The following is a 13,101-nucleotide window of genomic DNA, read 5'->3' as shown; positions in this document are numbered from 1 at the left end:
CCCCTCCCCGCCATCATCGGGACATTCGTCGTCCTGTTCAATGAACGGGTGCGATTCGATCTTGCCGTCGCCACCGACCACATCGCTGTGACAGCTCTGAACCTCGCCCTGATCGTCCAGTCGGGATTCGTTCTCTCGGCGGGATTGTTTCTGCTGGCCTTCTTCGCCTCGGGAGCGGTCGCGCCGGAAATCGCCAGTCACGAGATGTTCTTTCTCTTTGAACGCCCCATTCGGCGCCGGGAAATTCTGCTGCTCAAGTTTCTCCTGGGACTCAGTCAGGCCATCATCTGCATCGGGTTCTCGATCCTGACGACGCTCGCCCTGGCTTATCTCGGATTACTCGTGCTCGCCCGGGGGGTCACGCTGGCCGGATCGGGAAGCGACTTTCTGCGAATTCTCACCAACGGTCTCCGAGGAACGCTCTGGACGGGACTCCTCGGAGGAACGGTCTTCGCCGGGACGTTTCTCTTCTCGGTGATTTTCGGAAGGTGGTGGGTGGCGGTGATTGCCGGGGCGATCTCGCTCGCGGGAATGTTTTACTTTCTGGGGGAGCGACTGTTCGATTGGATTCTCGCCAACGTGCTGCGGGAGTCGCGGGGGCCGGAGACGGTGAACCTCGAACTCTACGCCCAGCTCGAGCCGGCTCCCCTTCTCACAATGGCAGCCATCACCGTCCTTCTCTACCTCGCCGCTCAGTACGTTTTTGACCGAAAGGAGTTGAAAGCCTGACGCCAGTCATGCTAACGTAGTGACGCGCACGCGAGGTGACCTATGGTGAAATCAAGAAAAAAGACGCTCGTTCTCCTCAGCGCGGTCATTCTCATCGGAAGCAGTCTGACCGCTTCCTGGTTTGTTTCGCGTTCGGCAGCCGCCGTCCACCGGCTCGAACGATACCTGCCCTCCGATACCATCGCCTTCATCGGAGTCCCCGATCTCCGAACGCTCGCACTGCGCATTGCGGAATCGGATGCGTGGCAGCAGTTCGCCCGGGCTAACCCGACCGCGACTTCGGCCTTCCTCATCGGGGCCAATCACGCCGGCATTCTGGACGCTGGCTACGCGGCCGCTCTCCTCATGAGTCGGTCTCCCGATGGCCAGGCCAATCCCGAACTCGTCCTTGTCGCCGAGTTCGATTCGACCGATGCGCGGCGCTTATTTGAGCGACGCGCTCTGCAACTCTGGAAACGATACGGGCGGGTGAGAACCTTCCTTCCGAACGAACGCTATGCTGACGCCGACATCTTCCACCTTCCCGGTTCACGGGAGAATCTGATCTATGCCCGATCCGATCGCCTCGTCGTTCTCTCGCGTAGCTCCGAGGCGGTGAAGAAAATCCTCGACGTGCGCCAGGGGCGAGTGCCATCGCTGGAAAGTAATCCTCATCTCATTCAGACGCGTCAGGGCGGGTTCAATGATGTCATTGGCTTCATTGACGGATCGGCCGTGCGCCGCCTGATTGAATCTCTGCCCGCGAACGACCCTCAAGAGGCTCAGCTTCTGCGAGAGATCCTCATGAAGGCCGGCGCTGACTCCATCACCTCGGCGGTGCTGACGAGCACGTTCGATGAGGGACGAGTGATCGAACGGCTTCATGTCGGCGTCGCCGGAGAAGAGGGATTGGCTCGCGTCATTTTGAGGACGCCACCGACACCTCGCGCCCTCCTTTCGCTCGTCCCCGAGGACGCCGAGCGGATCTTCGACGTCTCAACGGCCACCGTCAGCGAAGCAACAGAAGTCATCCATGCTCTGCTCGATCATGCTCGTGTAGCGCTCGGACGGCGAGCCCCACGCGATGTCCTGGAGGAGATTCGGAGGAAGACCGGAATTGATGTTCAAGCGGATATTCTCTCCTCCCTGGGATCCGAAGCGTGTGTGGTTGACCTCAGCAGTGGAGAAACTCATCGCCATGTCCTCCTCGTGAGCGTTCGCGACCAGGCGCGTGTCGCTCGGGCGCTGGAGAAACTGGCGCTGTCCCTGGGGTACCGGCTTATGTCGTCGAACGCATATGGCGCCTCCATCACGAGTCTCGTCGGGAAGTCTAACCGTGCGCTCCTTCACTACACGTTCGCCGATGGAGTCTTCATCGCCAGCAACACCCTCGATGCCGTTGGGAAAGTCCTCGATACCGCCCGTTCGGGTCGGTCGCTGCGTGACTCCACCTCGTACCGCGAGGCGCTCAACGACCTGCCGGAGGACGCCGCGTTTCTCTTCTACGGCTCAAATCGTGACTACCTGAACCGATTGGGTCGCATGCTGAGCGCCAGCAAAAAAGATTTCACGCCGACGCCTCTGCAGGTGGACCTCAAACCGAGCGTCGCCTATGGGATCATCGAACCGGATGGTGTGACGGTCGAGAGTCGGTCGCCACTTGGCCTCGCGCCGCGCCTGGTGACAGCAATCCTCACATGGCTGTCAAAGGAACCACCATCCGATCTGGGCCAGGAATCTCGCTGACGAACTGGAACGGCAGCCGACATTCCTGGAGAACCCTCGCCAACATACAGCTCCCTGTCGGTTGCCTTAACGGAGCCGATGGGTGAGATCGGACCGGTGCTTCTCACCCTGGCGTTGAGTCGCTCACGTTCCCACTGCTAGACTTTCCTCCTGATGATGTCGCTTCGCAAGAAGCTGATCGCCTGGTACCTGGGGATCGTCGCCGTCGTCCTCAGCATTTTCGGCGTGGCCATCTACTTCTATCTCTCCAGCGGACTGCGCAACGTTATAGATGCATCACTCAATGACCAGGTGAAAGCGATCGAGGCGCGGCTTCGGGCGGCTGAACGAGGAGAGGAGTTCCCCGACGTGTCATCGGATCGGTTGACCATTGCTCCCGAGTTCGTCGAACTCATCAGCCCGACGGGCGAGGTCACCGACGTTGCCGCTCTCTCGGAGAGTCATCGAGTGCCAATCAACCGAGACCTTCTGGAAGCCGTGAGGCGGAGCGCCGAACCGATCGGTGAAGATGCTATCGCCGCCGATGGAAAGGCCATGCGGGTGGTGACCTGGCGCGTCATCGGCGACGATGGAGAAGTCTCCGCCTTCATACGGGCGGGCTACGTCATCGAAGATGTTCGACGCGCGGAACGAACGGTTCTGGTGATTCTGCTTGTGGCGATTCCTCTGGCGCTCGCGCTGGCGAGCTACGGCGGCAAAATTCTCGCCGATGCGGTCCTCGGCCCTCTCGATCGAATTACCCGCACCGCTCAGAGCATTGGCGCACGAAATCTCAAACAACGAGTGGAAGTCCCCTCCAGTCGGGACGAACTGGCCCGGCTGGCGGAAACCTTCAACCAGATGATCGCCCGTCTGGACGAGGCATTTGAGCGCGAACGACGATTCACCGATGATGCCTCGCATGAACTTCGGACTCCCCTCACCGTCCTGCGGAGCGAGATCGAGATCGCCCTGAGACGGGAACGGACCCCCGAGGACTATCAGCGCGTCCTGCAGAGGGCTCTGGATGAGATCGTCCGACTCTGTCGCCTGGTTGACGATCTGTTGACGCTCTCTCGCTCGGATACGGGACGACTCACGCTCGAACTCGTTCCTCTGCCCCTCGGTGAGCTGTGTCGTGACATTGGCGATCATCTTCGCCCCTTGATCGAAGAGCGGGGCCTCGACCTCGTCATGGAGATCCCCGAGTCTCCCATCATCGTTTCCGGGGATCAGCGACGGCTCAAACAGCTTCTGCTCAACCTTCTGGACAACGCGATCAAGTTCACTCCGGCAGGAGGTCGGATCACCGTCGCTCTGAGTCAGCGCGAGGGACGAGCCATCGTCCAGATCAGCGATACGGGCTGCGGTATAGCGCCCGAGGACATTCCCCATATCTTCGAGCGTTTCTACCGGCGAAGAAAGAAAGCGCGCGATCAGGCCTCGGGATCAGGTTTAGGACTGGCCATCGCCCGATGGATCGTGGAAGCCCACGGCGGCAGCATATCGGTCACAAGCGAACCGGGAAAAGGAAGCACTTTCACCTTCGATCTTCCTCTGGCCGATCATCCGTCGTCCCCGACGACGGCTTCGTAACGAGGTGCTCCGGAGAGAGTCTTTCCTCACGCGATCGTTCGGCAGGAGCCTTGGGGGCGACGCAGAAGGGATGGAATGCCCCAATATCTTGTGAGGTTCGACGACACACAAAATACAGAGGTATCTCGGGCGCCTCCTCCGACGGGTTTCATGACATACCTAACGCCCCCCGCTCTTGATGGAGGAGTCCATCGGTCATCGGCATCATGGAGATAAGCTTCTGAAAATCACAAAATTGGCGAGATCCTACTGACACCTTCCCCTTCTCCAATTTTCTTCTTGACATAGCGGTATATCTGGCATAGTATAGGCGCGGTGGACTAAAGTGGACTGAAGTGGTTGGCGGTCCACATCTCGCCGCCGATCTTAAAGCGATACTTTAATGGGCAGAGGGAAGCTACAAAGATAAAAAATGTTACGCGGCAACTACACAACCAAAGTGGACGAGAAAGGGCGCATCAAGATTCCCGCTGCCTTTCGCGACTACATTCAGAAGAAGTACGGACCCGAGTTCTTCATCACCAGCATCAATGGGGATCATGTGCGGCTCTACCCTTTGCCCGAATGGGAGAAGATCGAACAGAGTCTGGCGCAACTTCCGGAGATGGAACCGATCAAGGAGAAATTTCTCCGTCGGACGAATTTTTACGGTCGCCCCGCCACGATGGATGGTCAGGGGCGCATCCTGATTCACCCGCCGTTGCGAACGGAGGCGGGTCTGAACGGAGAAGTCGCGGTCCTGGGCTATGTGACCTACCTTCAGGTGTGGAATCTGGAGAGGTTTGAAGCCCTGCTCAGGGCGGAGGAGTTCACCCGTGATGATGCTGCTGCGATTGCCCGACTGGGAATCTAGCGGCGGACGGTCGCCAATGATTCATCGTCCGGTCCTTCTGAGAGAGACGCTGGCCATGCTCCGGCCCGACCGAGGAGGTATTTTCGTTGACTGCACGTTGGGTTTGGGAGGACACGCGGAAGCCCTGCTGGAGGCTTCGGATCGGGTGCGGGTCATTGGGTTCGATCGCGACGCGGAGGCCGTCGAGCTGGCGCAGCAACGGCTCGACCGATTTTCCTCGCGCTGCGAGATCGTTCATGCTGACTTCAAGGAGATGACCTTCGTTCTCTCTCGGCGGGGCATCACCCAGGTTGATGGGATCCTGGCGGACCTGGGCGTGTCGTCTCTTCAGTTGGAGACGGCCGAGCGAGGATTCAGCTTCGAGCGCGAAGGACCCCTCGATATGCGGATGGATCGTCGGCAGTCGCTCACGGCAGCGGATCTGGTGAATCGGCTCAGTGAGGATGAGCTGGCCGACATCATCTTTCGTTACGGCGAAGAGCCGGCGGCCCGTGCGATTGCCCGAGCCATCGTTCAAGCGCGCGCACGTCGTCCCATTGTTACGACGACCGATCTCGCCCGACTCGTGGCCACGGCGGTGGGGCGACGGACGCCGCGACGCATTCATCCGGCGACGCGCACGTTTCAGGCCTTGCGCATCGCCGTCAACGATGAATTGAGTGGATTGGAAGAGTTCCTGGATCAGGCTGTTGATCTCCTCGCAGTGGGTGGCCGACTGGTCGTGATCTCGTTTCACTCTCTGGAAGATCGAATTGTCAAGCGACGACTCCGATTCCATGCGGGCCGGTGCGACTGCCCGCCATTGCCGCCGGGATTCGATGAGGTCTCGGGATGTCCCCTCTGCGGCGCACGGCGACGGGTTGAACTCCTCACCCGCAAAGCCGTCCGGCCGAGCGAGACCGAGCTTCAGGAGAATCCCCGAGCGCGCAGTGCCCGATTGCGAGCGTGCCTTCGCCTGGAAGAGCGGTGAGCAATGTCCTGCGGATCGTGAGGAGGCAGCCATGACGCGATACGTTCACAAGCAGATTCACAACGCGCGACTGTACAAGCCGTCGGATCAACGAGCTTTTCGTCGGCTGATGCTGATTCTCCTGCTGATCATTGGCGTCGCCGGATCCTTGATCTATGCCACCTGGCAACACGTGGAGGCGCTTCGCCTCGGGTATCGAACCGATCAGCTCGTGCGCGAGCGAGATCGGCGCGAGGCCGAGAAACGCCAGCTCGAACTGGAACGGGCATATCAACGTTCGCCCCAGGTGATCGAAGAGTTGGCTCGCCGGTTGGGGATGATTCGCCCGGATTCGTCGAAGGTGATCGTCATCGGCGGGAAGCCGCGTCCGGTCGCTGTGATGGAGCGATCGTCGCGCCCGGCGACGATTTCTGATCCACCGACGGTCACCCATACTTTGCCGTCTCCCAAGAGGGAGCGAAGAACGGACGTCGCGTCGGGAGTCGCCGCCGGTGAGCCCGCGAGCAAGACGTCGTCCGATGCCTCGGCGTCCGCTTCGCCCGCATCGGCGCCCGAACGGACCGAGTCCCGAAAGGACGCGATCCCTCCCGACCAGACGACGGCGGGACAGCGAACGCTGAAACCGACGGACGAGGCTGACAGGGCATCGTCTCCGTCGGACGCTGAGATAACACCGCCCAAGCGAAAGCGACCATCCAAGCAAGGGGACCCGCAGCGATGAAGCGAGAGCTCTATCAGAAGAAGCTTCGGCAGCGCATTCTTCTGATGGCGACACTCGTTGGTGTGTGGATGCTCGTGGTGTGGACCCGTCTGTTCTATCTTCAGGTTGTGAGGCACTCCGCCTGGCAGGCGATGGCCGAGCGTCAGCAGCAGCGCACCATTCGCATCACGCCGATTCGAGGAACGATTTACGACAGAGCGGGTCGTGAGCTGGCCAAGAGCGTCGAAGCCCAATCTATTTTCGCCGTCCCCGCCGAGGTCGAAGACGTCGGCCGAACGGCAGGGGAACTCGCCCGCGTGCTGTCGGTGAACGTTGATGCGCTGCGCGAGAAGCTCTCCGAACGGCGGGAGTTCGTCTGGATCAAACGAAAGGTGAGCGCCGACGAAGCGACGGCCGTCAAGGCGCTCAATCTCCCCGGCATTCACTTCGTCACCGAGAACAAACGCATCTATCCGAACAACGAACTGGCGGCGCACGTCCTCGGCTATTCGGGAATTGACGAAGTCGGATTGGACGGCGTCGAACTCGCCTATGACAGCTTCATTCGAGGGAAGGAAGCCTACATCCTCGTCCATAAAGACGCACGCGGGCGCACCTACGAGCGCACGCAACGATCCCCGGTTCGAGGTCAAGACGTCATCCTGACGATTGATTCGGCCATTCAATTTCAAACGGAGAAGGAGTTGCGGGCGGCTGTTCGTCGGCATCAGGCGCGCAGCGGGATGGCGATTGTCCTGGAGCCGAACACGGGCGAAATTCTCGCTCTGGCCAATGTGCCGACGTTCGACCCGAATGCCTTCTCCAGCGTCTCGGAGGAGCAGAGGCGCAACCGAGCGATCCGCGATATTTACGAGCCGGGATCGGTTTTCAAGATCGTGACCTATGCCGCGGCGCTGGAAGAGGGGGTGATCCGACCGTCGGAATTCCTCGACGGCATGGGCGGGAGAATTGTGCTGGCCGGTCACACCATCCGCGATCACAAGGTATTTTCTCGACTCTCCATTCGCGAGGCGATCGAGCAGTCGAGCAACACCGCAGCCGTGCAGGTCGCTCATCGGTTGGGACGGCCGCTGCTGAGCGAATATATCGAACGATTCGGTCTGGGGCGACGAACCGGCGTGGACCTTCCCGGGGAAGCAAAAGGGATCGTTCGACCTCCGGACCGATGGTCGCTTGTGTCCACCGGCGCGGTAGCCATCGGTCAGGAAATCGGCGTGACGGGTCTGCAGATGGCGGCGGCAGTCGCTGCCATAGCCAATGATGGTGTGTGGGTTCAGCCGCACGTGGTTCGGTCGGTCCGCTCTCGAACCGGAGAGGTCCTGATGGAGGCGAAGCCCGAGCGGCGGCGCGTGATCAGCAGTCGCACGGCGCAAATACTGGCCGACCTGCTCGAAGGAGTGGTCCTGCGCGGAACCGGTCGGCTCGCGCGGCTCGATGGATATTCGGCCGCGGGCAAGACGGGAACAGCTCAGCAGATTGATCCCCGGACGCGCCGCTATTCGACGAGCCGATATGTCGCGTCCTTTGCCGGTTTCGCTCCGGTGAAAGATCCTCGCGTGGTCGTCCTCGTTGCTATTGATGGCCCGCGCGGCAAGCATCTCGGCGGAGAGGTCGCTGCCCCCGTCTTCAAGAAAATCGCCGAGGCGGCGCTCCATGTCCTCGGAGTTCCTCCCGACGAGAGTCCACGGGCGACTCCCATCATCGCCTCGGAAGCCGATCTTGCGGAAGGGACGGAGGGCGTGAGTTCTCGCCCCTCTCTTCTGGATGGGGATGTGGACGAAAAGGAGAAGGTGCAGATTTCCGCCAATCCTTCGGTCAGGGCACTGGCGCCTCTGGCGGCAGTCAACTCACCGCCATACGACATCGCCGGGCAGGAGCGCCCGACGCTGACCATGCCTGACTTCCGGAATCGAGGGCTTCGCGCTGTGACCGCCGAGTGCACGCGACTGGGGCTGCGGCTCATCGTCGTGGGCTCAGGAGGCCGAGCCGTACGTCAATCTCCGGCCCCGGGAACCCCGATCACCAGCGGTGCAACGTGTCGGGTCGAGTTTCAGTGACAAAGCGAGTGGCCCGCGGGGCGACTCGACGCAAGGTTCGGTGTCAAACGCATGATGACGCTCAAGGAACTGGCGAATATTGTCAGAGCGGAAGCGACGGGTCCGCTCGATCTTCCCGTTGCTGATATCACCTACGATTCGCGCCGCGCTTCTCCCGGAAGCGTCTTCGTCGCCATTCGGGGATTGAAGCAGGATGGCAATCGGTTCGTCGGCGATGCGATGTCGCGAGGGGCGGTGGGAATTATCTCGGAGGCTCCCTGTCCTCCCGAATTCTCAGGCGCCTGGCTTCGCGTCGCGGATGCCCGACGGGCACTGGCAGAAGCGGCGGCTGCTTTTTATCATCATCCTTCGCGTGACATAAACGTGATTGGCGTGACGGGGACTAACGGGAAGACGACCACGACCTACCTTCTGACTTCCATCTTGCGGGCCGCAGGTCACCCGGTGGCGCGATTGGGAACGACGAGCTATCAAATCGGTGACGAGGAAATTCCCGCCGATCGAACGACGCCCGAAGCGCCGGACATTCAGCGGTTCCTCCGCCGCGCCGCTGAGGCCGGATGTCGCTATGGAGTCATGGAGGTCTCCTCGCACGCGCTGGAACTCCAACGCGTGCAGGGATGCGAGTTTGCGGCGGCGGTCTTCACCAATCTCACTCCCGATCATCTCGACTTTCACGGAACGATGGAGGCGTATTTCGCCGCCAAGCGAAAGCTCTTCGACGGGACGACGGGCAGACCACCGGCCCTCGCCGTGATCAATGAGGATGATTCCTGGGGTCGGAGGCTGCGGGAAATCGTTCGAGGACCCGTTGTGACCTACGGTTTGACGTCGCACTCTGACGTATCGGTCGCGCGGTGGGAAATGTCTTTCAGCGGAATGACGGTCACCCTTCGCACGCCGGCGGGTGAGGTCACGATGAGATCGCCGCTTCTGGGACGACCGAATGTCTATAACGTGGTCGCGGCGGCCGCCACAGCCGTGGGATTGGGTCTGCCTCTGGACGAGGTCGCCAGGGGCGTTGAAGCGTGCGAGTCGGTGCCGGGTCGTTTTGAGCTTGTTCGGTTGCCCGATCGGAGCGTGCCGTTTCTCGTCATCGTGGATTATGCGCATACGGAGGATGCGTTGAGGAATCTTCTGGAGACGGCGCGTGGCCTTTCGCCGCGGCGATTGCTCACGGTCTTCGGCTGCGGGGGAGATCGAGATCAAACGAAGCGCGCGCCCATGGGGGCCGTGGCGGGGCAAATGTCGGACCTCGTGATTGTGACATCGGACAATCCGCGATCAGAAGACCCCGAGGCGATCATGGCGCAGATCGAAGCCGGACTCAAGCCCACGGGGACGCCCTATCTGATGATTGTGGATCGGCGCGAAGCGATTGAGCGGGCCGTGGCCGAGGCGCGTCCTGGCGACATCGTTATTCTCGCGGGAAAGGGTCACGAGACCGAGCAGGTCTTTGCCGACCGAACGATTCCTTTCGATGACCGCGAGGTGGCCCGGACGGCGCTGCGCAAAAGATTCGGACCATCTGAGCGAGACGCGGCGACATCGCGCGAGGGCGAACTGGCTGCCGTCGCCTGTACCGTTATCCTCGCACTTGTCGGAAGAGGGATATGACGCTCGGAGAGATCGTTGCCATCATCGGCGCCCGACCGTGCGATCCGGCACTGGCCGAGGTCGAGCCGACGGGATTTTCCATTGACTCGCGGACGATCCGCCCCGGTGAATTGTTCTTCGCCATCACGGGCACCAATAAGGATGGACATGATTTTGTCGGGGATGCTCTGCAAAAGGGGGCCTGTGCGGCAGTGGTCGGGCGCGATGTGAGTGGCGTTGATCTGCGGCGGCAGATTCGGGTGGCCGATCCGCTGGTCGCGTTGCAAGGGCTGGCGCGCGAGGTGAGACGGCGATGGGGGAAACCGGTCATCGGCATCACCGGCAGCTCGGGAAAGACGATGACCAAAGAGCTGACGGCGCTCATGCTCTCGGCTGACGGCGCCCGCGTGGTGAAGACCGTCGGCAATTACAACAATGCCTATGGCCTCCCGCTGTCGCTGCTCCAGATGATCTCCGACGGTCGCACTCCGGCGGATTACGACTATGCCGTTCTGGAGATGGGCATGAGTGCGCCGGGAGAGATCACGCATCTGTGCCGGATTGCTCAGCCGACGGTGGGCGTCGTCACGAATGTGGGAGCGGCGCACCTGGCCTTCTTCCCCTCGGTTGAGGCCATCGCCGAAGCGAAGGCCGAACTGGTGGACAATCTGCCGGCGGATGGCCTGGCCATCCTCAATGCGGACGATCCACGGGTGGCGCGAATGCGCTGGCGCCAACCCATCGCTGTGCGCACATTCGGCATCGAGTCGGAGGCTGATGTTCGGGCGCGCGAGCTTCGGATTCACGGTCTGGAGGGAATGAGCTTTCAGTTGATCACTCCCCGCGGCCAGGTGGAGGTGCGGACATCGCTTCTTGGTCGCCATCAGGTCGCCAACATCGTGGCCGCGGCCGCCGTCGCCGATTATTTCCACATCGGATTGGAGGCGATTGCGCGTGCTGTCGCTCACGCGCGCCCCTATACCATGCGGGGTGAGATTCTTCGATTCCCCCAGCACTTCGTGGTGATAGACGATTCCTACAATTCCAATCCCCGCGCCCTCGCCGAGATGGTCGCCACCGTGGCCAGCGTCAATGGCGTCGCCCGACGAATCGTGGTGGCGGGAGAGATGCTCGAACTCGGCGAGCACTCGGCTGAACTCCATCGTCAGTGCGGGCGCGAGATCGCCCGGCGGGGAATTGATCTTTTGCTGGGCGTGCGCGGCGATGCCCGGGAGCTGATCGCGGGTGCGCGCGAAGCGGGAATGCCGGAAGAGGCAACCCGGTACGTTGACACTCCCGAGGATGCTGCGCGCTGGCTCTTTGACAATGTCCGAAGTGGGGACCTCGTGCTGGTGAAAGGATCGCGAGGGGTTCGACTGGATCAGGTGGTAGCCCGGTTGAAACACGTATTCATGGGAGAGGGTACCTGAAGAGACAATGCTCCGGTATCTGCTCTACGAGGTGCTATACCTCCGCTACCACGATCAGTTTCATCCGTGGCTCGATCCGTTGAACGTCTTTCGCTACATCACCTTTCGCACGGCCTACGCTTCGATCACGGCCCTGATGCTGAGCCTGGTGCTCGGAGGCTGGTTCATTCGCAAGCTCCGTCAGTGGCAGATCGGGCAGCCGATCCGCGAGGAAGGGCCGCAGGCGCACCAGGCCAAACGAGGGACGCCCACGATGGGAGGGGTGCTCATCGTCTTCTCCGTCGTCGTGGCGTCGGTGCTCTGGGCGGATCTGCGGAATGGGTACGTATGGCTGGCGATCGCCGCGATTGTGCTCTTCGGAGCCGTGGGATTCATGGACGATTACAGGAAGATCGCCCGGAAGCAATCGCTCGGATTGACCGGTCGTCAGAAGCTGGCGGCCCAGTGCGCCATCAGCGTGATCGGCGGCGTGGTGCTCATCTACGGACTCGATTACTCGCTGGTGCTGAGCGTGCCGTTCTTCAAGCGGTTTCGCCCGGAACTTCCGGCGATCGTCTACCTGATTTTTATGACGCTGGTGATCGTGGGATCATCCAATGCCGTGAACTTGACCGATGGCCTGGACGGACTGGCCATCAGCATCGCCTTCATCACGCTGGCGGCCTTGACGGGATTCACCTATGTCACCGGTCATTCGGAGTTCGCTCGCTATTTGAACATCGAGCACATCCCCCAAGTGGGCGAGCTGACGGTCTTCTGCGGGGCGCTGGCGGGTGCCTGTCTGGGCTTTCTCTGGTTCAACGCGCCCCCGGCGGAAGTCTTCATGGGCGATGTGGGCAGCCTCGCGCTCGGAGGCTCGATCGGAACGCTGGCCGTGCTGGCCAAACAGGAATTGCTGCTGGTGATGATCGGCGGCGTCTTCGTCCTCGAAGCGCTCTCGGTCATGCTTCAGGTGGGATACTTCAAGGCCACCCGACGGTTGACCGGGCGGGGACGACGCGTGTTGAAGATGGCCCCGCTCCATCACCACTTTGAATTGATCGGCTGGAAGGAACCGAAGATCGTCTTTCGGTTTTTGATCATCGCCATTTTGTTCGCGTTGTTGAGCCTGTCAACGCTGAAACTGCGGTGAGCTATGGATCGTCGGTGGCTCGACATGGTGCGGAAGATTGAGGCCGATGCGGCCGGCGTCCTCCGTCTTCTGTCCCCGAACGATTCACCGGAGGGCCGGACACACTCGATGATGACGGTGGCGGGCAAAAAGATCACGGTCGTCGGATTGGCCCGGAGCGGATTGGCGGCCAGCGAATTTCTCGCCCGGCAGGGAGCACATGTGACGGCGACGGATCAGAAGACGCAGGAGCAGCTCGGAGATGTGCTCGATCGCCTCCGCCCGCTCGGCGTGCGGCTGGTTCTCGGCGGGCATCCGACGGAGATCTTTCTCG

The 13,101-nt window shown here is 61.2% G+C and carries 11 protein-coding genes; all 11 read left to right on the top strand.

All coding sequences use genetic code 11. The features are described from left to right. Positions 1-729, top strand: a 729-nt coding sequence (locus VNM72_10670; GenBank protein ID HXF05862.1) for a hypothetical protein, incomplete at its 5' end; no start/stop codon positions are given. A gap of 42 nt (positions 730-771) precedes the next feature. Further along, positions 772-2,454, top strand: a complete 1,683-nt coding sequence (locus VNM72_10665; protein ID HXF05861.1) for a DUF3352 domain-containing protein — start codon at positions 772-774, stop codon at positions 2,452-2,454. Positions 2,455-2,607: 153 nt separating this feature from the next. Next, positions 2,608-4,029 (top strand): ATP-binding protein, encoded by a 1,422-nt coding sequence (locus VNM72_10660; GenBank protein ID HXF05860.1) that lies wholly within the window; start codon positions 2,608-2,610, stop codon positions 4,027-4,029. 412 nt (positions 4,030-4,441) lie between these two features. Then, positions 4,442-4,882, top strand: coding sequence for a division/cell wall cluster transcriptional repressor MraZ (locus tag VNM72_10655; protein ID HXF05859.1), 441 nt, complete (start codon positions 4,442-4,444; stop codon positions 4,880-4,882). Beyond that, on the top strand, positions 4,848-5,852 hold the full coding sequence (rsmH, locus tag VNM72_10650; protein ID HXF05858.1) for a 16S rRNA (cytosine(1402)-N(4))-methyltransferase RsmH: 1,005 nt from the start codon (positions 4,848-4,850) through the stop codon (positions 5,850-5,852). The genes VNM72_10655 and rsmH overlap by 35 nt, the downstream gene beginning before the upstream one ends. Positions 5,853-5,883: 31 nt before the next feature. Next, positions 5,884-6,573 (top strand): cell division protein FtsL, encoded by a 690-nt coding sequence (locus tag VNM72_10645; GenBank protein ID HXF05857.1) that lies wholly within the window; start codon positions 5,884-5,886, stop codon positions 6,571-6,573. Next, positions 6,570-8,630, top strand: coding sequence for a penicillin-binding protein (locus VNM72_10640; protein ID HXF05856.1), 2,061 nt, complete (start codon positions 6,570-6,572; stop codon positions 8,628-8,630). The genes VNM72_10645 and VNM72_10640 overlap by 4 nt, the downstream gene beginning before the upstream one ends. 51 nt (positions 8,631-8,681) lie before the next feature. Beyond that, positions 8,682-10,247 carry a UDP-N-acetylmuramoyl-L-alanyl-D-glutamate--2,6-diaminopimelate ligase gene (locus tag VNM72_10635; GenBank protein HXF05855.1) on the top strand — a complete coding sequence of 522 codons (1,566 nt, stop codon included), beginning with the start codon at positions 8,682-8,684 and terminating at the stop codon, positions 10,245-10,247. Further along, positions 10,244-11,656 (top strand): UDP-N-acetylmuramoyl-tripeptide--D-alanyl-D-alanine ligase, encoded by a 1,413-nt coding sequence (gene murF / locus VNM72_10630; protein HXF05854.1) that lies wholly within the window; start codon positions 10,244-10,246, stop codon positions 11,654-11,656. Before VNM72_10635 ends, murF begins: the two co-directional genes overlap by 4 nt. Before the next feature lie 7 nt (positions 11,657-11,663). Then, positions 11,664-12,788: a phospho-N-acetylmuramoyl-pentapeptide-transferase gene (gene mraY / locus VNM72_10625; protein ID HXF05853.1), complete on the top strand. Its 1,125-nt coding sequence runs from the start codon at positions 11,664-11,666 to the stop codon at positions 12,786-12,788. Positions 12,789-12,812: 24 nt separating this feature from the next. Further along, positions 12,813-13,101 (top strand): hypothetical protein (locus tag VNM72_10620; protein ID HXF05852.1); only part of this gene is annotated, 289 nt, incomplete at its 3' end.

It is taken from the genome of Blastocatellia bacterium (assembly GCA_035573895.1).
Taxonomy (GTDB): Bacteria; Acidobacteriota; Blastocatellia; order HR10; family HR10; genus DATLZR01.
This window is presented reverse-complemented; position numbering and strand designations above follow the sequence as displayed.